Below are 22,707 nucleotides of genomic sequence, written 5' to 3' on the forward strand. Positions count from 1 at the left end.
AAAAAAAGCTATGCATCTGGCGTTCGTCCTGGGTACCCGCCCTGAAATCATCAAGCTCTCTTCCCTGATATCGGCATGCGTCCGCGACGGTGTGCCATACACGCTGATCCATACCAATCAGCACTATGCCGCGGTCATGGATCGAATGTTCTTCGAAGAGTTCGGCCTCCCGCCCGCCCATGTCAACCTGGGTGTGGGCTCCGGCCCCGCGAGCGTACAACTCGGGCGCATGATGCAGGGCATCGATCCCGTACTGCAGGATCTGAAACCCGACTGCGTCATCGTGCAGGGGGATACCAACAGCGCCCTGGCAGGCGGACTGGCCGCCAGCAAAGCGGGCATTCCGGTTGGTCATGTAGAGGCCGGCCTGCGCAGCTTCGACAAGAGCATGCCCGAGGAAATCAATCGTATCCTGCTGGACCACTTGTCCAGCTTCTGGTTCTGTCCCTCGCCTCTCCAGGTGGAGCTGTTGGCCAGGGAGGGCATACAGGGGCCTCACGTGCATATCACCGGCAACACCGGAAACGACGCGACACTGCATTACGCCCGCCTGGCCAGGGAACGCTCGGGCATCCACGGCGTACTGGGTTTGCAGCCCGAGAATTATCTGCTGCTGACGTGTCATCGACCTTCCAACACGGATCACCCCGAGTTCTTCGCGCTGCTCATGCAGGCCGTACAGTGCCTGGCCGAAGAGCAGGATCTCCAGGTGGTGTTCCCTGTCCATCCCCGGCTTGGTCAGCAGAACCTGGGTGTGCTGAAGAGCAAGACGCGTATCAGAACCATCGACCCGGTGGGTTATCTGGACATGCTCGCCCTGCTGCAAGGCGCGGCCTTGGTGCTGACGGACAGCGGAGGCATGCAGGAGGAGGCCTGCGTTCTCCGTCGTCGTTGCCTGATCCTCAGGCCCAACACCGAGCGTCCGGAAAGCCTGGAAACCGGCGGGGCAAGGCTGGTTTCGTGCGTTGCCGAGAACAGCCTGATCGAAGCTGCCCAAGCGCTAGGTGATTCTCAGGTGGTCTGGAAGAATCCGTTCGGGGACGGCAGCGCCTATCGGCGAATTCTCGATGTGCTGCGGGAGCAGCTCGAGCCGTCGGGACACGTGCCATCGCGTTACTGACGCTCATGCTCCGGTTTTCAGCGTTGCCCTGATGCGAGGCCAGTCGCCCTCGGTCAGCAAGCGGCCCTGATCGAGCACGATAACGTGCTCGACATGTTCCAGTGCTGCCTGCCGATGGCCGATGATCACCAGGGTGATTTCGCCTTGCAGGTTGTCGATGGCGTCCTGTATCCGCCTCTCGTTGTCCGGGTCCAGCGCGCTGGTGGCCTCGTCCAGAATCAGCAGGGCGGGTTTCCTGAGCAAGGCCCGGGCGAGCGCCAGACGCTGGCGCTCGCCGCCGGAAAGCCTTGCCCCGGCGTCGCCTACCATCGTGTCCAGCCCCTGCGGCAGGCGGAAGACGAAGTCCGCCGCCGCCCTCTGCAGCACATGGCGCAGATCCGCTTCGGTGGCCTGCGGGTCGCCTCGCAGCAGATTGCCGCGAATGCTGTCGTGGAACAGGAACACCTCCTGCGGCACGTAGGCGACGGACCTGCGCCAGCGCATGCGCGCTTCCCCCAGCAGCGGGATGCCGTCGACTTCGATGCTTCCCTGGTCCGGGGTCAGCAGGCCCGCCAGCAGATCGGCAAGGCTGCTCTTGCCGGAGCCCGAGGCACCGATGATCGCGGTGCTGCCGAGGGCGGGAAAGCACAGTGAAAGCCCGTCCAGCGCCGACGCTGAGCGATCGCTGTAGTGCAGGGAAACACCGTGCAGGCGGATTTCCCGCTCGAGGGCCAAGGGCTCGATCGCCTCCAGGCCGTCGACGGGCTCCGCTGACGCCCGGCATTCGCCGAGCAGGCGATCGACCTCGAGGAGTGCCGGCATGCTGTGCAGCCAGTGGTGGAGCTGTTGCTGCGCGCCGACGAACATGGGAATCAGCCGCGCGAAGATCAGTACCAGCACCACCATCTCCGCCAGCGGGGTGCGCCAGAGACTCAGGCCGACGAACAGGTAGATCGCCAGCAACGCGGCGCCCAGGGTCTGGAAAAGTGCCTTGGATAAGCTGCTGTTGGCAGCGAAGCGAAGTTGCTGCGTGCGCAGGCGGTCGGTGGTTTGCCGCAGCTCATCGAAGTGCCGGGCCTCGCTGCCGAGAATCTTCGCCAGCTTGATCGTGGCCAGGCTGTCTTGCATGTTGCCTTGCAGGTCCCGGTTGGCGACCAGCAGGCCCTGGCCGAGCCCCAGGGCCCTGCGCCGATGCCCTCGGAGCAGCGCCCACACCAGCAGGCCGCTCGCCAGGGCCAGCCCGGCCATCTGCCAGGACAGGAGGAAGGCCGTCGCCAGGTAGACCAGCATGGTCGCCATGCTGGACAGCAGGCCGAGGCCGAACCCCAACCCCTGGCCGATGCGGTTGATGTCGTTGAGCAACAGACTGGTGTGATCGGATTGGCGGCGCTCGGCAAGCCAGCGCCATTCTGTGCCCAGCAGCGCTCGGAAGCATTCGAGGCGCAGATCGTCGACGACCCGGTGCTGCAGATGCAGGGCCAGTTGTTCGCGGCCGTACTGGATGGCGCAACGCAGCCCCACCAACAGGGTGAAGAGTGCCAGCAGGGCCGCAGCCGATGGCGTCACGCCGAGCACTCGAAACGCCTGCTCGACCGGCTTGAGCATCGTGGTGCCAGCGTCCTGCAGCATTTCCAGCAGGGGCACCAGGAGCAGGATGCCGATGCCTTCGGTCAGACCGCTGAGCGTCAGCAGCAGAACCAGGCCGAACACCCAGGCGCGTGGGGCCGCCTGCAGCAACTGGCGGAATGCCCGCAGGGAGTCGCTGGCCTTCATCGGCGATGCAGCCGTGGCGAGAGGAAACAGCCGACTACGGTGAAGTGCTCGAAGCCCGCTCCGCCGGTGACCTGTATCGGGCCGGCGGCAACCCAGGCGTGCGCCTGCAGGGCGGACGACCCAGCGTCGCGCGCCAGGCCGAAGTAGAGGGCATAAGGAACGCCGCACAGGCTCAGGAGCATCCTGGCGGTCACTGCCTGAGCGAAGCAGTTGGCATCCCAGGGCGTGTGGCCGGCCGCCCAGCGGATCGACCGGCCAATGGTCAGCGCCCGATGCCGCTGACGCTGGTTCAGCAGCGGCGACTGGCTGTGGGGGCCGGCGGCGATACCCAGCCAGGGGGCCAGGCGGCGAAATTCGAGGAGCAGGATCAGCATGCGGCTCAGCCCCAGCAGCAGCCAGCAGGGCAGGAACAGGAGACGTTCCAGTGCCGGGCGTCGGAGGAAGCGGCGGAGCCTGTGGATGAGGCCGGAAAGGATCATGGCGGAAGCGTGAGCCATCGTTGCGTGTAAACCGGCCTTCAGCTCGCCCGTACCACGCCGTGGTCGAGCAGATCCTGGGCGAAAGTCAGCAGGTCGGCCTGGCAGGTGACCTCGTCGACTTCATATTCCTGCAGGATGATCCGCGCCAGATCGGCGATGGACATCGGGGTTTCCAACAGCGTCCAGACGCGCGAGCCGATACCACCAATGCCGAAATACTGGCCTTTCTCGATGCTCATCATCACCAGGTCGCCGTCCATCTCGGTGGCGATCAGGTCGGGGACGCGGCTCAAGTGGGTGGAAAGGGTGATCTCTGACATGTCTGGCATCCCGGTATGGGGTTGATCGGCGCACAGGCTCGGGGAGCGTTCGAGGTTACCAGTTCGGGCCGCATGCCGCACAAGGCCGGGGCCGGGAGACGTCCGCCCTGGCCATCGACTCCGTTGCGTCCGCGGTCTTCGCCCTGCAAGGTTGGCATAACGATGCGACAGCCACTACCCTGGCACAGGATCGATCGCATCCCCCTGCGTGTATGGAGGTTCACTTGAGCGATAGTATTCTTGGCAACGAGGCCGGTGTCGGAGCCGAGCGTGGCGAACAGGCCGAGAGGCCGCTCAGACAGCCCTACGTCGCCCCGCGCATCGAGCGATTGGATGTGGAAGAGACCCGCTTTGGGATAGGCCCCGGGATCGACGGAACGACTCTGTTTGCCTCCTGAGCACGAGCAACGGTTGTCCCCTTCGACATGACGGATGCCGAGGCTGGAGACTTGTCGGCTACGCCGCTCGGTCTTCACGGTTGGCATAATGATGCGAAATTCACTACCTTGTTGCGGGATAGGCCGTATCCACTCATTGATGGAGGTTCACTTGAACGAGAATATTCCTGGCAACGAGGCCGGTGTCGGAGCCGAGCGCGGCGAACAGGCCGAGAGGCTGTCCAGGCAGCCCTACGTCGCCCCGCGCATCGAGCGGCTCGATGTGGAAGACACCCGCTTTTTCATAGGCCCCGGGTTCGACGGAACGACTACGTTTTCTTCCTGACCTCGCTCAGCGATTGTCCCCTTCGACATGGCGGATGAAATGGCCCGTGGCCAAGCCGCGCAGCAGTTTGAGGCGGTAGGCCTGGATGGTTCTCGCCGAGGTCCAGTCGCCGCTTTGTGGCCAATGCTCCAGCAGATGCTGTAGCGCCGCTACATCGAGCACTTCCCCCACTCGGCTGTTCGCGGCGAGGCGTTGCAGTTCCTCGCGCAGCCGCGGCAGATTTCGCTCCAGCCCTTCGTACCAGTCGGCCGCCTGGTAGCCCTTGCTGCGGCTGTCGAGAATCTCCGGCGGCAGCACGTCTGCCATCAGGCGCCGCAGCAGCCAGCGGTTCTGGCCGTCGCGCAGGTACTGATGATCCGGCACCGCCAGGCAGAACTCGACCAGGCGTAGGTCTGCGGTCGGATCACGGATCTCCAGGCCCTGGAGGTTGGTGGCGAGGGCGTATTCCGCGGCGTCCTGCCGTTCCAGGGCGGCGATGCGCATACGCCGGCCGTCGTGCCAGGGGCGGTAGCTCAGGTCCCAGCCGACGGTGCGGGCGCGTTCGGTCGGGTTCATGCGCTGCATCCATTCGGGGTGGATGGCGCTGTAGTCGGTCAGCGCCGAGCCCTGTTCCCTGCGCCGGGCGAGCATTGTCCACAGAGGCCCGGGCAGCGAAGGCGCCAGCGACCGGGCGAGCAGCCCGCGCCAGCCCGATTGCGGATGGCGGGCCCTGTAGGCGTGCAGTTCGCGCCACCAGCGCAGCCAGTGGCCGCTGCGCCAGAGGGCCGGCAGGTAGGTTTCGCCACTGTACGAAATGCTCATGTTGCCCTTCTGGCCGGTCAGCAGCACCCGACAGCCGCGCGCGGCGGCATCGGCCTTGATGGCCTGGGTCCAGACGCTGTTGCAGGGGTTCTGGGCCACGCGGTCCACGGCTTCGGTCAGGTACTGCAGGTGGTCCAGCGCGGAGGTGTCCCCAGGGCGGATCAACACATGGTCGATGTTGCCGAAGCGTGCCGCCAGGGCGCTCGCGGCCGGACCTTCGTCGCCGTGCCGGCCTTTCGGTAGCGGGCCGTCGAAGCCTTCGCGCGGCACGGCGGTGTAGGCGGTCAGCCGCTGCTCGCGGCGGGCCAGCTGGCGGGCCGCGAGGGCCGTGACCGTGGAGCTGTCGAAGCCGGAGCTCAGGTGCGAGGCGATCGGGCCGGCACTCCGCAGGCAACTGGCGATGGCCTGCTCCAGATGCTCGCGGAACGCCTCCAGATAATCATCGTCGCGGGCGAAGCGGATTTCCCGCTCGGGGTCGAAGCGGTGAAAACGCCGGGTATCGAGGCGCTCGCCATCGAGGATCAGCAACTGGCCCGGCTCCACCCGGTAGATGTCCTTGTAGAACGACTCGGGCCCTTTCATCGGCAGCAGGGCGAGCTGGTCGAGCAGCCTTTCCTCACACAGGCTGCGCGGCACGCCAGGGATGCAGAACAGCGCCTTGGGCAGGCTGGCGAAGGCGAAGAAGCCGGCCTGTCGGTGCCAGAACAGCGGGCGGCCGCCCATGGGATCGCGGGCCAGCCACAGACGTTGTCGCGCCGGCTGCCAGCAGGCCAGCGCATACGGGCCGCACAGCTGTTCCGGTGCCTGGGTGTCCCAGCGCAGGCAGGCGCGCAGCACCAGTTCGCTGTCGGCCAGCCGGGCGCTTTCGGCGGACGACAGCCCCAGTCGCCCGGCCAGTTCGGCGCGATTGTCGAGGCGTCCGTCGAACAACAGCACGCAGTCTCCGCCAGGGGCCGCCAGCGGCTGTTGATCGAAACTGTCCTCCGGTGTGCTGCGCAGCAGCGTGTGCAGCAGCCCGGTGGCATCCCGTCGCCATTGTCTCTGGGCGTCGCGGCCGTAGGGGGCGAGCAGCGCCTGCATGCGTTCCAGTGTGGCCCGGTCGGCAGCCTGCCGATCCAGGCGGATAAGGCCGGCTATCGCACTCATGCTTTTCTCTTCGATTCCTGCGGGCGGGTCAGCAGATCCGCAAGGTGGGCGAACAATGCCTGGCCGACTTCGTCGGGCTGGCGCAGGGTCAGCGCGTGACGGTAGAAGCGGCCGACATCCTGGCCGCCACCGATGGCGGCCAGGTGGATCGGGCTCGCCTCGATGGCGGCGATCACCGTGCGCAGGTGCGTTTCGAGATACTGCCGGCCATGCTGATCGACAGTCGCCTCGTCGAACGGACAGCCATCGGAGAGCACCACCAGCACCTTGCGTGGCTCATGCCGCCCGGCCAGGCGTGTCGCGGCCCAGTGCAGCGACTCGCCGTCGATGTTCTCGCCGCCTTCGAGCGCCGCCATCACCCGGTGGAAGTCGTCGCGACAGCGGCGCCAGGGCTGGCTGGCGCTCTTGTGGACGATATGCCGCAAGGCATTGAGCCGGCCGGGGAGGGCGGGGCGACCGGCGGCGATCCAGGCATCCAGCACGGGGTTATCGCCGCCGGGGCGCGTGGTGTAGCCCAGCACCTCGCAACGCACGCCGCATACCTCGAGGGCATGCACGGCCAGGTCGACTGCCTGCGCCACCAGGCGCCGGGGCAGGCCGCGCATCGACCCGGACTGATCGAGAAGCAGGCAGACGCAGGCTTCCGGTGTCGGCGCCGGGTCTTCCCGGCGGAACACCCGGCGCTCGTCGCTGGTGCAGAGTGCGGCCAGGCGGCGGCGGTCGAGTTGTCCTTCTTCCTGGTCGAAACGCCATCTGCGCAGGCGGGCGACGCTCAATTGACGTTGCAGACGATGCGCCAGGCGTACCGCCTGCAAGCGGGCGACCTCGGGAGCTTCCCCACCCGCAGGCGGAGGCAGCCGCATGGCCAGCTGATGAGCGGAAAGCAGTTCGTCCCACTGCCTGGAAAACACGGCATATTCGTCGCTGCTCTCCTCGGGCTGCGTCGTCGAGGTGCCGGGTCGTGGTTGCGGCATGCCGTCCCGGGCCTCCCGTGGCTGCGCCATCCTCGCGTGCCGATCATGGCCGCTTGGGACTTCTGAAGGCTCATCGGCGAAGGCGTGTGCGTAGGCGCGTATCAGAGGCATCAGGGTTTCCGCGAAGCGCTGGCAGTCGTTCAGGTGCTCGCGTGCCGCGCTCAGGCATGGAGACAACAGGGCGGCAGCGCTCTCCCGTTCCTGCTTGCGCCGCCGGAGGGAGAGGCGCCGCCACCAGCGACTTGCGTGCTCGGGGCGTTCCTGCGGGATAGCGAGGCCGGCGAGCAGCCGGCGTGCCTGTCGGTACAGCGCTTCGTGCGGGCTTCCGGGTGGGGCGATGCTCCGCGTATCGGCGAGGTTCAGGCCCATGCCGGGCAGGTGGTCGCCGGCCAGCAGCTCGACCCGGGCTCGCTCCAGTACGCAGTACCAGGGCCAGTGTCGTTCATCGAACAGGGCACCGACCTCCGGAACGTGCCAGCGGCTCCAGGCGGCCCGGGCATCGGCGGCCGCGCGCGAGTCCCCGGAAACGCCGAGGCTGGCGGCCGGCAGTGCATGGTTCGCAGCGTAGGGGGCATAGCTGCGCCGCCAGGCGGCCATCAGGGCCTTAGCGGAGGCGTGCGGCATCATCCCCATCCGTCAGTTCGCGGGCGAAGCAGCGTTGGAACAATTCGTTGACCAGAGGGCGCTCGGCCACGTCGCATCGGTTGAGGAAGGTCAGGCGGAAGGCTTCGCCCAGATCGCCCAGCAGACCGTGGTTCTCGCCCCAGGTCAGCAGCGTGCGCAGCGACATCAGGGTCGCCAGGTCGCCCTGGCGATGGGCGTTGCGGCACAGCTCGGCCATGGCCAGCATGCCGTCCAGATGTTCTTCCGGCAGATGCGGTGCGCGGGTCTCGAGGATCGCCCGCTCCTGAGGTGCGGGCAGGTAGTCCATCTCGGCGATCAGGTTCCAGCGGTCCAATTGGGCCTGGTTGAGCACCTGGGTGCCTGCGTACAGCCCCGAGGTATCGCCGATGCCGGCGGTATTGGCGGTGGCGAACAGACGGAAGGCCGGGTGTGGGGTGATGACGCGGTTCTGGTCCAGCAGGGTCAAGCGTCCGTCGGCTTCCAGCAGGCGCTGGATGACGAACATGACGTCGGGCCGGCCGGCATCGTATTCGTCGAAGACCAGGGCGATCGGCCGCTCCAGCGCCCAGACCAGGAGCCCCGGGACGAACTCGGTGACCTGGTGGCCGTCGCGCAGCACCACCATGTCGCGCCCGATCAGGTCGGCTCGCGACAGGTGCCCGTCCAGGTTGAGGCGCAGGCAGGGCCAGTTGAGCCGCGCCGCCACCTGCTCGATGTGCGAGGACTTGCCGCTGCCGTGGGGGCCGTGCAGATAGACCCGGCGATTGTGGGCGAAGCCGAGGAGAATGGCCCGGGTGGCGGCCTGATCGAAGCGGAAACCGGCATCCACGAGAGGAACGTGCTCGTTCGCCCCGGCAAACGCCGGCACCGGGCAGGGCATGTCGAATCCGAAGGCCGCGCGACAGTCGCACAGGCCTTGCGGGAGGCTGTCGATAACGGGGTCACTCACAGGCAATGTCCATCGTCATGTCTCGATAGTCTGCGGGCAGCTCGTCCAGATAGCCGAAACGGCGCATCACCTCGGCGTGCCGGGTGACGATCCGCCGGATCTGCCCTGGGGTCAGCCGTTCGCGCCAGTCGCCGATACGACCCTGGCGGAAGAAGCGCGCGGCACGCGGTGAGCGCTCCCTGAAGCCTCGTTCGTGCTCCTGGCGCTGCAGTTCGGCGAAGTCGCTGAAGCGGATGGCCTTTCCCACGCGTTGCGGATCGTCCGGCAGGTGCAGGAAGCGGGCGGCTGCGGTGAAGGTGGCCAGGGCGTCGCGCTGCATATCCTCGTAGCGCATCGCATGGCAGCGCAGCCCCGCTGCGTCGACCCAGCTCAGCACGTGCTCCGACCAGGACAGCAGGCGCTGTTGCACCTGTTGCTTGAGCCTGTGCTCGGAGCGACCTAGAACCCATTGCGAGTCGGCCATGCGATCGATCGCCTCATCAAGGCCGATGCCGAAGTGGTCGGCAACGGAGGGCGCCACATCCAGGGGGTTGCGAACGATGTACAGCGCTCCCAGGGTGCCTTCGTGGCTCACCAGGGGCTCGCCATGCCCGTCGAGGTGGTAGGCGTCGTGAATCTTGAGGTAGGCGACCTTGCCCAGGTGGCGCTGCCAGCGGTATGCCGCCGGGCGCAGGGCTTCGATTTCTTCGGCAGTGAGGTCGGCGCTATCGATGCCGAGTGCCTCATCCAGCCAGGCGCGGCTGCTGGCGATGCCGCCGGTGTGCAGGGCGTTGATGTCGGCCGGCTCGTCACCATCCGCCAGCAGGTTGCAGAGAAAGGCGCGCAGCCAGGTGTTGCCCGACTTCGGATACGACGCCAGCCAGTAGATGCCGGCCATGGCTCAGGGGTGCTCGGCCATGTCGGCCAGCAGGTGGTCGATCAACTGCCCGAGTTCGAACCCTTGCGACGGCCGCGTCACCTGCGCCAGGTGCACTCGGCATGCGAGCTGGCCGCACAGTTGCAGATGCCTGGGCTTCATTTGCAGGCCTTCGATCATGGGCGGGCGATAGCTGTTAGCGAGCAGAGGGGCGAGACGCCGCATACCGGGCACCGGCTCCACCCGCACCTGCTGGGTGTGATCGCTGCCCAGCACATAGATCCAGCGGACCGGCAGGGGGGCCTGGGCGAACTGCCGATCGACCGGGTAGCTGTATTTTTCCAGAGCGGGACGAATGCGTGGCAGAGGCCTGATATCGATATCCAGGTGCTCGGCCGTATCTCGCCACAGCTTGATGCGGGGGATACCGGGAGAGACGCGGCCATCCGCATCCACCGACACCACATCGTCGGCCAAGAGCGCATGCCCGCGCTGGAAGAAGCCAGCGGCCAGGCTGGACTTGCCCACCCCCGATCTTCCCAGGCAGACCATGCAGTGATCTCCGACGCGCACGGCATTGCCGTGCAGGACCAGCTGGCCACGTTGCAGCAGCAGCGCGCCCAGTGCCGAACCGAGCAGGAACACGCGGATGCTGTCCGCATCGCTGCCAGGCTCCGGCTCGATGATCAGCTCGCGCCCTTCTCGTACCAGGAAACGCCCGACCCGGGGGACATGCAGCCATAACCAGCCCGGCCCAGCCCAGAGGAAGGGGCCGACCTGCCTGTACCCCGACTGCTCGGGGTTGCCTGCCTGGCCGAAGCGGATCAGCAGGTCTGCTTCATCGTCGAGTGTGCCGAGGGGAGAGAGTTCGGGGAGTTCGAGTTCACTGCGGATGGTAAACTGGTAACTGCGGTAGAGAAATGGAATCGTCATATACCATCCGGCACGGGGAAGCATCGTGGTTGGCGCAGCCTAGCAGAATCGCGGAACGCAACCTATGCCGGGCGCTTGCCAGGGATTCCATGAGGCGCATGGTCAGTCACTTGCCTGCCTGCGGGTCTTCAGCAGCGACAACAAGACGCCACCCGCCAGCAACCCGAAGGTCACCACAAGAGAGAGCAGGGCGGGGATCTTGCCGATGAAGCCGTGCAGGAAGATCTTGCCGCCGATGAAGATCAGCACCAGGGCCAGGGCGTACTTGAGGTAGACGAAGCGGTGCATCAGCGCGGCCAGGGCGAAGTACAGCGAGCGCAGGCCGAGGATGGCGAAGATGTTCGAGGTGTAGACGATGAACGGGTCCTGGGTGATGGAGAACACCGCCGGCACGCTGTCCACGGCGAACACCAGGTCCGCCAGCTCGATCAGCACCAGGGCGAGGAACAGAGGCGTGGCGTAGAGCAGGGGGTGGCTCGCACCTGCCGGGCGCTTGCGGACGAAGAAGTGGCCGCCGTGGAGTTCGTCGGTCACCCGCAGGTGGCGGCGCAGGAAGCGCAGCAAGGGGTTGTTCGATAGGTCGGGGTGCTGTTCCTCGCGGCTGAACATCATCTTCACCCCGGTGAACAGGAGGAAGGCGCCGAACAGGTAGAGAATCCACTCGAACTGCTGCACCAGCGCCGTGCCCAGGCCGATCATGATCGCCCGCAGCACGATCACGCCGAGGATGCCCCAGAACAGCACGCGGTGCTGGTAGCGCCGGGGAATGCCGAAGAAGCCGAAGATCATCGCCATGACGAACACGTTGTCCATCGACAACGACTGCTCGACCAGGAAGCCGGTGTAGAACTCCAGCGCGTGCTGGGCGCCCAGCTCGAACCAGACCCACAGGCCGAACAGCACGCCGACGCTGAAGTAGCCGCTGTACAGCAGCAGGCTTTCGCGCATCTCGATCTCGTGCTGGTCGCGGTGCAGGACGCCGAGGTCGAACACCAGCAGGGCGAGGACGATGGCGAGAAAACTCAGCCACAGCCAGGTGGCTGTGCCGAGCAAAGGATTGGTAAGAAAAACCAGAAGCTGATCCATGGCCCCTCCATCGCTGCCTGTCAGACAGTGACTCCGACATCGCGGCGATGGGGTCGCCGCCAGAGGGGCCCGGCGTCACTGGCGGCGACCGTTCGGTAGCCGCCCGTGTATTAGGCTAGAGCGCTCGCCTGGCTTCGGCAAGGGAGGCGGCGCACGCTCAGTAGACCCAGACCTCGACCCGGCGATTCTTCAGACGGCCTTCGTCGCCGTTGTTCGCCGCCACCGGCATCTGCTCGCCCAGGCCGGTGATCTCGCGGAACAGCACACCGCCCTTGGACAGTTCGCGGCGCACGGCCATGGCGCGCAGTTTGGACAGCAGCGCGGCGCGCGCGGGGTCGTTCTTGGCATCGCCGAAGCCGACCAGCACCACCTTCTGCCGCAGTTTGTCGTTGGCCTGCAGGTAGTCCAGCACCCGGGCTAGGTCGCGCTGGGCCTTGTTGTCCAGCTCGGCACTGCCTTCCTGGAAGCGGAAGTTGACGGACAGACGCTGCGCCTCGCCGGCCAGCTTGCGATAGTCGTCGGGCATGCCCGGGGACGGCTCCACCTTGACCGCCTGCACGGTCTGCGGGATGAAACCGTTCTGCTCGACGATGGCCTGGCCGGCCGGGCTGTGGGCGAACTGCACCAGCGACTTCACCCACTGGTTGGTGGTGCTGGGCGGGTTGTAGAGGAAGAGCCGGCGGGACAGCGGGTAGTCCTCGGTGGCGATCAGCGTGGCGCTGGGCAGCATCGGCCGCGACTGGCCGTCGGCGATCGCCAGCGCCTTGCTCTGGCGCACGTAGGGCAGGCCGATGAAGCCGATGCCGCCGGGGTCCTGGCTGACGCCGTCGGACAGCTGGTTGCTCGACTCGAAGCGCTTGGCGCCGCTGGCCAGGCTCCGGCCGTTGGCCGCCAGCACCAGCTCCTTGAAGGTGTCGAAGGTGCCGGACTTGTCGTCGCGGGCGTACAGATGGATCTCGCCCGCCTGGCCGCCAAGCGCGGACCAGTCGGTGATCTCGCCGGCGAACACGGCGGCCAGCTGCTCGGTGGTCAGCGCGTTCACCGGGTTACCCGGGTGGACGATGATCGCCAGGCCGTCGATGGCGATGACCTGTTCCGCCTCGACGCCCTGCATGTCGCCCAAGGCCTGCAGGCTGGCGGCTTCGGCGCTCTTGATCGGGCGGGAGGAGGCGGCGAGGTCGGCGCTGCCGTCCTGCAGGCCGACGAAGCCGGTGCCAGAGCCGTGGGCCGCCACGTCCGTCGCCAGGGTGCGCCCGAGCTTGTCCTCGGCCAGCACCCGCTGCTCGTTCTCCGCCGCGCCGGCGATGGTGCGCACGTTGCCGAAGCCCTGGCTCTGGTACAGGCCCTCGATCAGCGCCGGGGCGAGCTTGGCGCCGATGGTGTTGGAGCCCTGGATGCGCATCAGCGTGACGCCATCCGCGGCGAATACGGACCAGGGCAGCGCATAGCAGATGAAGCCGAGGAGCAGCCATGTGCAGGCATGGCTCCAGATTTGCCGATTGCAGACTGGCAGGGCGCGCGACATGTAGCAGACACCTTGTTCTAGAGGGCTGGAAAGGTGCCGCGCAGATTAAGTCGGGAAGGTTGCGGGGATGTGACAAGGGGCGCGAGCGCGCCCTCGGATCAGCTCAGTTCCAGCCAGATCGGCGCGTGGTCGGAGGGTTTTTCCATGGCGCGCAGTTCGTAGTCCACGCCGCCGTCCTTGAAGCGCGGCTGCAGGGCGGCGGTGGCCAGGATGACGTCGATGCGCAGGCCCCGCTTGGGTTCGTCCTCGAAGCCGCGGCTGCGGTAGTCGAACCAGCTGAAGCGGTCGTTCACCTCGGGGTTCAGGTGGCGGAAGCTGTCTACCAGTCCCCAGTTCTTGAGAGTGGCCAGCCACTCGCGCTCCTCCGGCAGGAAGCTGCACTTGCCGGTCTTCAGCCAGCGCAGGCGGTTGGTCTCGCCGATGCCGATGTCGATGTCTTCCGGGGAGATATTGATGTCGCCCATCACCACCAGCGCCTGGCTCGGGTCGAAGCGCTCCTGCAGCAGTTGCTGCAGGTCGGCGTAGAAGCGCTGCTTGGCCGGGAACTTGACCGGATGGTCGCGGCTTTCGCCCTGGGGGAAGTAGCCGTTCATCACGGTCACCGGGTTGCCCTGGGCGTCGGCGAAGGTGCCGTAGATGAAGCGCCGCTGGGACTCCTCGCCGTCGTTGGGGAAGCCCTTGTGCAGCGCCAGCGGTGCCTGGCGCGAGAGCAGGGCGACGCCGTAGTGGCCCTTCTGCCCGTGGTAGTGCACGTGGTAGCCGAGTTCGCGGATTTCCGCCTCCGGGAACTGGTCGTCGGACACCTTGGTTTCCTGCAGACCGATCACGTCCGGCTGGTGCTTCTCGATCAGGGCCTGCAACTGATGGGGACGGGCGCGCAGGCCGTTGATATTGAAGGAAACGATCTTCATGGAGGGTTACCGGCGGGAAAAACAGCGATGCTAGCCCAGCTTCCGGCGCCTGGCGAGGGCAGGGCGGCGGTGCTACCTTGGCTGGCGACCCGCCCGAACCATAACAACAAGAAGTTCACTACAAGAGGTCAGCCTGATGCCCCATCGCACCGCCGAAGTCCGCCTGCTCGACCATGGCTACAGTCGCGAGGCCCGCTCCCTGCTGTACCACGCCTATCGCCACGATCCCACCTTCGCCTACCTGTTCGAGAGCGAGCGGCCGGGCTTCGACCAGCGGGTGCGCGCCACGGTGCGCGAGCTGGTGCATCAGCATTTCGCCGAGGACCTGCCGGCGATAGGCCTGCTGATCGACGAGCGCCTGGTGGGCATCGCGCTGATCGCGCCGCCGATCCGCCGGCTGGGCATCACCGAGAGCTGGGGCTGGCGCCTGCGCATGCTGATGACCACCGGCTTCCGTTGCACCCGGCGCTACTTGGAGTACCACGACGCGGTGCTTGCCTGCCTGCCACCGGGGCCCTACCACGTGCTGCCGCTGCTCGGGGTGCATCCCCAGTTCCAGGGGCAGCGCCTGGGCGAGCAGCTGCTCTCCGCGCTGCACGACTGGTGCGCGGCGGACGCCGGCTCCCAGGGTGTGGTGCTGGATACCGGCAACCCGCATTACCTGGAGTTCTACAAGCGCCAGGGCTACGAGGAGATCGGCGAGGTGGCGCTGGGGCCGATCCGCGAGCACGTCTTCTTCCATCCCAACCCGCAGGCGGCGAAGCAGGCGAGCGCTTAGCCGGACGGCGCGAAAACGGGCGGGGGCCTGTGCTAGCATCCTCCGCCATGAGTTATCCAGGAAGGCTGCTCGTCGTTTTCGTTTCGTTCGTCCTCGCCTCCGGCGCCCTGGCGCAGGCGCGGCTCGACCTGCGCATCGAACCGCCCAACGCCGAGTTGAAGCGCAATATCGAGGGCCACGTCGGCAGCCTAGACGCTGATGACGAAGAACAACTGCAGCGCCTCAGCCGCGTGGTGGAGGCCCAGGCCCGCCGCGCCGGCGAGGCGCTGGGCTACTACCAGGCCCGCATCACCAGCGAGGTGCGCTCTGGCCGCGATGGCCCGCGCCTGGTATTGCGCATCGTGCCGGGCGAGCCGGTGCGGCTGCGCAACGTCGACATCCGCATGGTCGGTGAGGCGCTCGCACTCAAGGACTTCCGCCTGCCGGCCAGTCGCGAACTGCGCCCCGGCGCCCGACTCGACCACGGCCACTACGAAGACGCCAAGCGGCTGATCCAGAACCAGGCCTCGCGCTACGGCTTCTTCCGTGGCCGCTTCACCCGGCACCGCCTGGACATCGACCCGCTGGCCGGCGTCGCCGATATCGAGCTGGTCTACGACAGCGGCCCGCGCTACCGGCTCGGCGAGGTGAGCTTCAGCGGCGACGCGCCGTTCGACGACGAGCTGCTGCAGCGCATGGTGCCGTTCCCGAAGGATGTGCCCTACGACTCCGAGCTGATCGCCGACCTCTACGAGTCGCTGCAGGGCAGCGGCTATTTCGACGGCGTGCGGGTCGACGCCGTGCCGGCCCAGGCCAGCGGCGAGAGTATTCCCGTCAACGTCCAGCTCACCACCCGCAAGCCGCGCACCTTCGGCATCGGCGGCGGCTTCTCCACCGACGTCGGCCCGCGCGGGCGCTTCAACTGGACGCGCCACTGGGCCAATCGCCAGGGCCACAGCTACGGCTTCGAGAGCGAGCTGTCGGCACCCCGGCAGAACGTCGGCCTGTGGTATGACGTGCCGCTCGACCCGCCGCTGACCGACAAGCTGCGCTTCGCCGGCGGCTACCAGTACGAGGAAATCGCCGACACCGACAGCCTCAGCAAGCTGCTGAAGATCGGCCCGGAGTGGCACCACCGGCTGGACAGCGGCTGGCAGCAGGTGCTCTCGCTCAAGTGGCAGCGGGAGGAGTACGAGCTGGGCGACGACTCCGGCCTGAGCAACCTGGTGATGCCCGGCGCCAGCTATTCCTACCTGCAGAGCGACGACCGCCTGGACCCGAGCAACGGCTACCGCATCCAGGCCGACGTGGCGGTGGCCAAGAAGGGCCTGCTGTCAGACGCGGACGTGGTGCACGGCAACCTGATGCTCAAGGGCCTGACCACCCTGTGGACGCGCCACCGATTCCTCGGCCGCCTGCAGGTGGGCGGCACCGAGACCACCGACTACGACTCGATCCCGCCGTCGCTGCGCTACTTCGCCGGCGGCGACCAGAGCGTGCGCGGCTACGACTACCAGTCGCTATCGCCCGAGGACCGCGAGGGGCGCAAGGTCGGCGGTCGCTACCTGATCGCCGGCAGCCTCGAATACCAGTACGCCTTCGCCGACAAATGGCGCGCCGCCGCCTTCGTCGACCAGGGCAACGCCTTCGAGTCGCTGGAAATCCCGACGCTCAAGACCGGGGTGGGCTTCGGCATCCGCTGGGTGTCGCCGGTCGGGCCGCTGCGCCTGGACCTCGCCCGCGCGCTGGATGACGACGGCGGCTTCCGCCTGCACTTCTCCATGGGGCCCGAGCTGTGACCGGCCGGCGCATCGGGCTCGGCCTGCTGGTTCTGCTGCTCGGGCTGCTGCTCGCCGTCGCCCTGGTGCTGGGCACCACCGGCGGCAGCCGCTGGCTGCTGGCGCGCCTGCCCGGGGTGACGGTCGAGTCCTTCGAGGGCCGTCTGGCTGGCGAATGGCAGGCCGAGCGCCTGGTCTGGACCGACGGCGCCCAGCGGGTGGAACTGGCCCAGCCGCGCTTCGCCTGGTCACCCGCGTGCCTGCTGCGCCTGACCCTCTGCCTGCGCCGAGTCGAGGTCGAGCGGGTGGGCCTGGTGCTACCGCCGGCCACCGAGGCCGACGACACGCCGTTCGACCTGCCGGCGCTGCGCCTGCCGCTGTCCATCGAGCTGGAAGAGGCGCGGGTCGGACAACTGATGATCGACGATGCCGACCCGCTCAGCGACCTGCAGCTGAGCGCGCGCTGGGTCGGCGACGGGCTGCGCATCGAGCGCGCCAGCGTGCGCCAGGGCGCGCTGACCCTGGAACTGACCGGCCACCTGCTGCCGGAGGGCGACTGGCCGCTGCGGGCCGATTCTGTTGAAAAACTCGATGTGCGACAGAGCTGCTTGCTCGTAGCCGGAAAAATGTACAAATCGAGCGCTTCTACGCGAAATCCAGAGCAACTCGACCAGCGCAACGATTCAGATTTCAGCCTCAGCCGTGCACTTTCGGCGAAGAAAATCGCCGAGGGAGTTTTTCAACAGAATCGGCCGAAGGCAGCCTCGACCTGCCGGCGCCGGACGACCAGCCGTGGCGGCTGGCGCTGAAGGTGGACGGTGAGCTGCGCCAGCGCCTGCGCCTTGCGGTGGACAGCAGTGGCTACCTGGCCGGACGCCTGACCGGCGAGGTCGAGCCCCTGGCCGAGCACCTGCCGGCCAGTGCACACGTGGAGGTGGACGGCTTCAAGGCCAGCGCTGAGCTGCCGGACACCCTGCGCCTGGACCACGTCATGCTCAATGCCACCGGCAATCTCGCCGACGGCTACCGGGTGGAGGGCGGCGCCAGCCTGCCGGGCGAGGGCGGTGCGGTGGGCGTCACCCTCAAGGGCCGGGTCGATGCCGCCGGCGCTGAGATCGCGGCCCTGCGCCTGGAAGCCGGCGAAGGCCGCAACGCGGTGCTGGCCGGCACGCTCGACTGGCGCGAAACCTTCGCGGCGGACGCCCGACTGGACTGGCACGACTTTCCCTGGCCCCGCCTGTATCCCCTCGACGAGCCGCCGGCGGTCAGCGCGCAGCGTCTGCAGGCGCAGCTGCGCTATCGCGACGGTGCCTACCAGGGCCAGGTGGACGCCGACCTGCTCGGCCCGGCCGGAGAATTCAGCCTCGCCACCCCGGTCGATGGCGACCTGACCCAGGTGCGCCTGCCGGCGCTGCAATTGAGGGCAGGGCAGGGCGAGATAAAGGGCGACCTGGGCCTGCGCTTCGCCGAGGGTATCGCCTGGAACGCCGATCTCGATGTCGACCGGCTCGACCCCGCCTACTGGCTGGCCGAGCTGCCCGGCACCCTGGCCGGTCGTCTGCGCAGCCAGGGCGAATGGCGCGACGGCAAGCTGGCCGCCAGCGCCGATCTCGACTTGAAGGGCCGCCTGCGCGGCCAGCCGGCGGCGCTCAGCCTCCAGGGCGACGGCGCCGCCGAGCGCTGGCGGCTCGCGGCCCTGGAGCTGCGCCTGGGCGACAACCGGGTGCAGGGCAGTGGCACCCTGGACCAGCGGCTGGCCGCGCGCCTGCAACTGGCCGCGCCGAGGCTCGGCCAGCTCTGGCCGGGCTTGCGTGGCGCGCTCGACGGCACCCTCGACCTCGGCGGCAGCCTGGAGGCCCCGCAGGGGCGGCTGGCCCTCGACGGCCGCGCACTCGGGCTGGAAGACCACGAGCTGGGCCGGCTGGCCCTCGCGGCACGGCTGGACGACGCCCAGCGCGGCACCCTGCAGCTGACGGCCTCCGGCATCCGCCTGGGCGACACCGACCTCGGCACCCTGACCGCCAGCGGTGGTGGCGACCGGCGCCAGCAACGCCTGAGTCTGGACCTGCGCGGCGAGAAGCTGCAGGCCGCGCTCGGCCTGGATGGCCGGCTCAGCGAGGAGAAGACCGGCTGGCGCTGGAACGGCCGCCTGGCGAGTGGCGAACTGCACAGCGGCGGTCAGGACTGGCGCTTGCAGCAGCCGGCGAGCGTGGAACGCCTGGCCGACGGACGCCTGACCCTGGGCGCCCACTGCTGGGTTTCCGGCGACGCCAGCTTCTGCGGCGAGACCAACCGGCTGCTGCCCGAGCCGCGCCTGCGCTACCGCCTGCAGGCCTTCCCGCTGGCCAGCCTGGCGCCCTGGCTGCCCGACGATTTCGCCTGGCAGGGCCAGCTGTCCGCCGACGTGGCACTGGACCTGCCGACGGCCGGCCCCCGCGGCGACCTGCGGGTGAGCGCCGATGGCGGCACCTTCCGCGTGCGCGAGGGCGACCGCTGGCTGGACTTCCCCTACCAGCAACTGAACCTGGTCACCCAGCTCAAGCCACAGAGCATCGACAGCCGCCTGGCCTTCTCCGGAGGGCCGCTCGGTACGCTCGACGTGCAGGTGCGGCTGGACCCGCGCCCCGCGGACCGCCCGCTGAGCGGCGACTTCCGCCTGGCCGGGCTCGACCTGGCCGTGGCCCGCCCGTTCCTGCCCGGGGTCGAGCACCTGGCCGGCCAGTTGAACGGCGCCGGTCGTTTCAGCGGCGGACTGCTGGCGCCGCGCATCGACGGCGACCTGACGCTGTCCGGCGGCGAGCTGTCCGGCGGGCAACTGCCGATGGACATCGCCCAACTGACCCTGCGCGCGCTGATCGCCGGCGAACAGTTGCAGGTGCGCGGCGACTGGCGTAGCGGCGAGCAGGGCCGCGGCAGTGTCACCGGCCAGGCGAGCTGGACCGCCGGTGAGCTGAACGGCGACCTGCAGCTGCGCGGCGAGCGCCTGCCGGTGCGGGTGGAGCCCTATGCCGAACTGGAGGTGGCGCCCAACCTGGTGGCGCGCCTGGCCGACGGCCAGCTGGCCATCGCCGGCGAGGTGGACGTGCCGCGCGGCGCCATCCGCATCCGCCAGTTGCCACCGTCGACCGTGACCGTCTCGGAGGACGCCGAGGTGGCCGGGCGCCAGGCGCCCCAGCGCCAGGGCCTGCAGATGGCCATGGACATCGAAGTCAGCGTCGGCCGCGACAAGCTCACCTTCGAGGGCTTCGGTCTCGGCGCCGAACTGGCCGGCCGCCTGCGCATCAGCGACAACCTGGATACCCGCGGCGAACTCAACCTGAACAAGGGCCGCTACCGGGCCTACGGCCAGCGTCTCGACGTGCGCCGCGCGCGGCTGCTGTTCACCGGGCCCATCGACCAGCCGTTCCTCGACGTGGAGGCGGTGCGCCGGGTCGACGAGGTCACCGCCGGCCTGCGCATCAGCGGCAACGCCGCCCAGCCGCGCACCCAGGTGTTTTCCGAGCCGGCGATGAGCGAGGAACAGGCACTGTCCTACCTGGTGCTCGGTCGCCCGCTGGGCGGCACCGGCGAAGACAGCAACCTGCTCGCCGAGGCCGCGCTCGGCCTCGGCCTGGCCGGCAGCGCCTCGGTGACCGGCGACATCGCCAGCCGCCTGGGCATCAGCGACTTCCAGCTGGACACCGCAGGCTCCGGGCAGAAGGCCAGCGTGGTCGCCAGCGGCCGGCTGTCCGAGCGGCTCAGCCTGCGCTACGGCGTCGGCGTGTTCGAGCCGGCCAACACCATCGCGCTGCGCTACGACCTGACCCGCCGTCTCTATCTGGAGGCCGCCAGCGGCCTGGCCAGCTCGCTCGATCTGTTCTATAAGCGCGACTTCTAAGAACCTGTTCACGATCTTCCGTGTGCCGGAAAACCATACTGTAGGAGCGGCTTCAGCCGCGAACCGAGATGGCACAGCAAAGGCTTCGCGGCTGAAGCCGCTCCTACAACTGTGCCTGTCTGCTGCTCTAGCAAGGGCAGGCAGTAATTAGGCTACGCATTTTCCGCCGTCCAGTGCCGGGCCGGTCGCACAGAGGGAAGCATGTACAAATACGGAGCCTTCTTCGCGGCCTTGCTGCTGGCGCTGATCCTGCTGCCGTTCGGACCGCGCCAGCAGAGCCTGTCGCCGGCCGAGCAGGCCGAGCGCGACGCCCGTTGCCACAGCGGCCGGCTGGACAACGCCGGGGTCAACCATGCCATGGAAGACGGCCACGCCATCGACCCGCAGTATCGCTGCATCACCCGCGAATCCGTCGCCGCCCAGCAGAGGGCTGCCGTGGAGCGTGAGGCCTACCAGCGCGCCCGCGCCGAGGAGCTGCGGGTGCGCGAGCAGGAGCGCCTCGAAGAGGAGCGGCGCCTGGCGGCGCGCACCCTGCCGGTGGCCCGGGCGCAATGGCGGACCCGTGTGCACGAGGCGATGAACGCACAGCCGTCCACGCCGATGCCGCAGCCGCCCGCCACCTTGTTCGTGCCGCTGCAGTACCGCAGCCAGGGGCTGGAACTGACCGCCTTCGTTTCCCCCGACCCCGGCCGAGGCGAGCGGCTGCCGCTGATGATCTGGCTCACCGGCGGCGATACCAACAGCCTGGGCGAGTTCTGGGTGCCGGGTCCGCCGAGCGACGACCAGTCGGCCAGCGCCTACCGCGAGGCGGGAATGCTGATGATGTTCCCGACCCTGCGCGGCGGCAACGACAACCCTGGCCGCCGGGAAGCCTTCTGGGGCGAGGTGGACGACGTGCTCGCCGCGCTGGAAGCCGCGCGCCGGCTGCCTTATGTCGACCCGCAGCGAATCTATCTGGGCGGGCACAGCACCGGCGCGACCCTGGCCCTGCTGGTCGCCGCCAGCGGCGCCTCGGTCAACGCGGTGGTGGCGCTGGGGCCGGTGGCGGACATCTCCGGCTATGGCGACCTGTTCGGCGTGTCCTGGCGGCGCCTGCCACGCGAGGAGATCGACCTGCGCTCGCCAGCCGGCTGGATCAGGCATGTCGCCAGCCCGACCTGGATCGTCGAGGGCGCGCGCAGCCCGTCCAACGTCGGCGAGCTGGACCGGCTCTGCGGCGCCGGCATGGACAACCCGCTGGTGCACTGCCTGCGGGTGCCGGGCGAGGACCATTTCTCCCTGCTGGCACCGCTCAACCAGCGGCTGGCCGCGCAGATCGTGGTCAGCGGCCGGGTCGAGCTGAGCGAGGAAGACTTTAAATAGGCAGTGCGATCCCGCGGGTGCCGTTCCGCTTCTCAGCGGCTATCCTGCGGGTTCACCGTATTCCATCACCCCATCCTCAAAGGAAACGTTCATGGCTCAAGTCACCCTCAAGGGCAATCCGATCCAGGTCGAAGGCCAGCTGCCCCAGGCCGGCCAGCAGGCCCCGGCGTTCAGCCTGGTCGCCAAGGACCTGTCCGACGTCACCCTCGCCAGCCTGGCCGGCAAGCGCAAGGTGCTGAACATCTTCCCGAGCGTGGACACGCCGACCTGCGCCACCTCCGTGCGTAAGTTCAACGCCGAGGCCAGCAAGCTGGCCAACACCGTGGTGCTGTGCATCTCCGCCGACCTGCCGTTCGCCCAGGCACGCTTCTGCGGCGCCGAAGGCCTGGACAACGTGATCAACCTGTCCACCATGCGCGGCGCCGGCTTCCTCGCCGACTACGGCGTGGCCATCGCCAACGGCCCGCTGGCCGGCGTTGCCGCCCGCGCGGTGGTGGTGCTGGATGAGCAGGACAAGGTGCTGCACAGCGAACTGGTCGGCGAGATCGCCGACGAGCCGAACTACGCCGCGGCTCTCGACGCGCTCAAGTAAGTCCCGCAACAACTGGAAAAGGCCTGCTATCAGCAGGCCTTTTTTCTTTTGTACTCAGCCACTTGGTGCCGCCGGGGAAGGGTAAATGGGTGGTAAAGACCCTATGCACCACAGCTAAGAGTCCTTATCGTTCACCCTCCCA

Annotated in this window: 19 protein-coding genes and 1 pseudogene; 9 read left to right on the forward strand and 11 right to left on the reverse strand. The window is 68.0% G+C overall.

Annotated elements, in window-relative coordinates; translation table 11 throughout:
• Nucleotides 1–10 precede the first annotated feature (10 nt).
• Complete coding sequence (wecB, locus tag N5D30_RS16785; RefSeq protein ID WP_279909861.1) at nt 11–1,120, forward strand: UDP-N-acetylglucosamine 2-epimerase (non-hydrolyzing); 1,110 nt, start codon at nt 11–13, stop codon at nt 1,118–1,120.
• A gap of 3 nt (nt 1,121–1,123) precedes the next feature.
• Here wecB and N5D30_RS16790 read toward each other — a convergent pair whose 3' ends face one another.
• Genes N5D30_RS16790 through N5D30_RS16800 form a run of 3 tightly spaced genes read right to left on the reverse strand, consistent with a single transcriptional unit; the run spans nt 1,124 to nt 3,671 of the window.
• Nucleotides 1,124–2,872 carry an ABC transporter ATP-binding protein gene (locus tag N5D30_RS16790; protein WP_279909863.1) on the reverse strand — a complete coding sequence of 583 codons (1,749 nt, stop codon included), beginning with the start codon at nt 2,870–2,872 and terminating at the stop codon, nt 1,124–1,126.
• Complete coding sequence (locus N5D30_RS16795; RefSeq protein ID WP_279909864.1) at nt 2,869–3,351, reverse strand: lasso peptide biosynthesis B2 protein; 483 nt, start codon at nt 3,349–3,351, stop codon at nt 2,869–2,871. Before N5D30_RS16795 ends, N5D30_RS16790 begins: the two co-directional genes overlap by 4 nt.
• A 38-nt stretch (nt 3,352–3,389) precedes the next feature.
• Nucleotides 3,390–3,671, reverse strand: a complete 282-nt coding sequence (locus N5D30_RS16800; RefSeq protein ID WP_220815154.1) for a lasso peptide biosynthesis PqqD family chaperone — start codon at nt 3,669–3,671, stop codon at nt 3,390–3,392.
• A gap of 224 nt (nt 3,672–3,895) precedes the next feature.
• On the opposite strand from N5D30_RS16800, the gene N5D30_RS16805 reads away from it, so the two are divergent.
• Both N5D30_RS16805 and N5D30_RS16810 read left to right on the forward strand, forming a co-directional pair.
• Complete coding sequence (locus tag N5D30_RS16805) at nt 3,896–4,069, forward strand: hypothetical protein (protein WP_279909865.1); 174 nt, start codon at nt 3,896–3,898, stop codon at nt 4,067–4,069.
• Between the two features lie 151 nt (nt 4,070–4,220).
• Nucleotides 4,221–4,394, forward strand: coding sequence for a hypothetical protein (locus N5D30_RS16810; RefSeq protein WP_279909866.1), 174 nt, complete (start codon nt 4,221–4,223; stop codon nt 4,392–4,394).
• 6 nt (nt 4,395–4,400) lie between these two features.
• Here the strand turns inward: N5D30_RS16810 and N5D30_RS16815 are convergent, their stop codons facing one another.
• The 8 genes from N5D30_RS16815 to xthA all read right to left on the reverse strand — a co-directional run bounded on the left by N5D30_RS16815 (nt 4,401) and on the right by xthA (nt 14,199).
• Nucleotides 4,401–6,341: an asparagine synthase-related protein gene (locus N5D30_RS16815; RefSeq protein WP_279909867.1), complete on the reverse strand. Its 1,941-nt coding sequence runs from the start codon at nt 6,339–6,341 to the stop codon at nt 4,401–4,403.
• On the reverse strand, nt 6,338–7,939 hold the full coding sequence (locus N5D30_RS16820; protein WP_279909868.1) for a hypothetical protein: 1,602 nt from the start codon (nt 7,937–7,939) through the stop codon (nt 6,338–6,340). Before N5D30_RS16820 ends, N5D30_RS16815 begins: the two co-directional genes overlap by 4 nt.
• Nucleotides 7,920–8,888 carry an AAA family ATPase gene (locus tag N5D30_RS16825; RefSeq protein WP_279909869.1) on the reverse strand — a complete coding sequence of 323 codons (969 nt, stop codon included), beginning with the start codon at nt 8,886–8,888 and terminating at the stop codon, nt 7,920–7,922. Before N5D30_RS16825 ends, N5D30_RS16820 begins: the two co-directional genes overlap by 20 nt.
• Nucleotides 8,881–9,765 carry a sulfotransferase domain-containing protein gene (locus tag N5D30_RS16830; protein ID WP_279909870.1) on the reverse strand — a complete coding sequence of 295 codons (885 nt, stop codon included), beginning with the start codon at nt 9,763–9,765 and terminating at the stop codon, nt 8,881–8,883. Before N5D30_RS16830 ends, N5D30_RS16825 begins: the two co-directional genes overlap by 8 nt.
• A gap of 3 nt (nt 9,766–9,768) precedes the next feature.
• Nucleotides 9,769–10,677 carry a hypothetical protein gene (locus N5D30_RS16835; protein ID WP_279909871.1) on the reverse strand — a complete coding sequence of 303 codons (909 nt, stop codon included), beginning with the start codon at nt 10,675–10,677 and terminating at the stop codon, nt 9,769–9,771.
• A 102-nt stretch (nt 10,678–10,779) separates the two neighbouring features.
• Nucleotides 10,780–11,763, reverse strand: a complete 984-nt coding sequence (locus N5D30_RS16840; RefSeq protein ID WP_279909872.1) for a TerC family protein — start codon at nt 11,761–11,763, stop codon at nt 10,780–10,782.
• Nucleotides 11,764–11,920: 157 nt separating this feature from the next.
• A complete protein-coding gene (locus N5D30_RS16845; RefSeq protein ID WP_279909874.1) occupies nt 11,921–13,288 on the reverse strand; it encodes a phosphate ABC transporter substrate-binding/OmpA family protein in 1,368 nt (455 codons plus the stop codon).
• A gap of 98 nt (nt 13,289–13,386) precedes the next feature.
• On the reverse strand, nt 13,387–14,199 hold the full coding sequence (gene xthA / locus N5D30_RS16850; RefSeq protein ID WP_279909875.1) for an exodeoxyribonuclease III: 813 nt from the start codon (nt 14,197–14,199) through the stop codon (nt 13,387–13,389).
• Between the two features lie 136 nt (nt 14,200–14,335).
• Between xthA and N5D30_RS16855 the strand changes: the two genes are divergently transcribed.
• The 6 genes and pseudogenes from N5D30_RS16855 to tpx all read left to right on the forward strand — a co-directional run bounded on the left by N5D30_RS16855 (nt 14,336) and on the right by tpx (nt 22,565).
• Nucleotides 14,336–14,977, forward strand: coding sequence for a GNAT family N-acetyltransferase (locus N5D30_RS16855; RefSeq protein ID WP_220815144.1), 642 nt, complete (start codon nt 14,336–14,338; stop codon nt 14,975–14,977).
• Between the two features lie 47 nt (nt 14,978–15,024).
• The gene (locus tag N5D30_RS16860) at nt 15,025–16,755 is read left to right on the forward strand and encodes an autotransporter assembly complex family protein (RefSeq protein WP_220815143.1); all 1,731 of its coding nucleotides are present in this window, start codon (nt 15,025–15,027) and stop codon (nt 16,753–16,755) included.
• Nucleotides 16,752–17,543: a hypothetical protein gene (locus N5D30_RS16865; protein WP_279909877.1), complete on the forward strand. Its 792-nt coding sequence runs from the start codon at nt 16,752–16,754 to the stop codon at nt 17,541–17,543. The genes N5D30_RS16860 and N5D30_RS16865 overlap by 4 nt, the downstream gene beginning before the upstream one ends.
• Nucleotides 17,483–20,611 (forward strand): annotated as a pseudogene (locus N5D30_RS16870) (translocation/assembly module TamB domain-containing protein); the annotation flags it as partial. The gene N5D30_RS16865 and the pseudogene N5D30_RS16870, both read left to right, overlap by 61 nt.
• Before the next feature lie 201 nt (nt 20,612–20,812).
• The gene (locus N5D30_RS16875; RefSeq protein ID WP_279909878.1) at nt 20,813–21,973 is read left to right on the forward strand and encodes a prolyl oligopeptidase family serine peptidase; all 1,161 of its coding nucleotides are present in this window, start codon (nt 20,813–20,815) and stop codon (nt 21,971–21,973) included.
• 91 nt (nt 21,974–22,064) lie between these two features.
• Nucleotides 22,065–22,565 (forward strand): thiol peroxidase, encoded by a 501-nt coding sequence (gene tpx, locus N5D30_RS16880; protein WP_279909879.1) that lies wholly within the window; start codon nt 22,065–22,067, stop codon nt 22,563–22,565.
• Nucleotides 22,566–22,707 lie beyond the last annotated feature (142 nt).

This window comes from Pseudomonas sp. GD03875, from assembly GCF_029840585.1.
GTDB lineage: Bacteria > Pseudomonadota > Gammaproteobacteria > Pseudomonadales > Pseudomonadaceae > Aquipseudomonas > Aquipseudomonas paralcaligenes.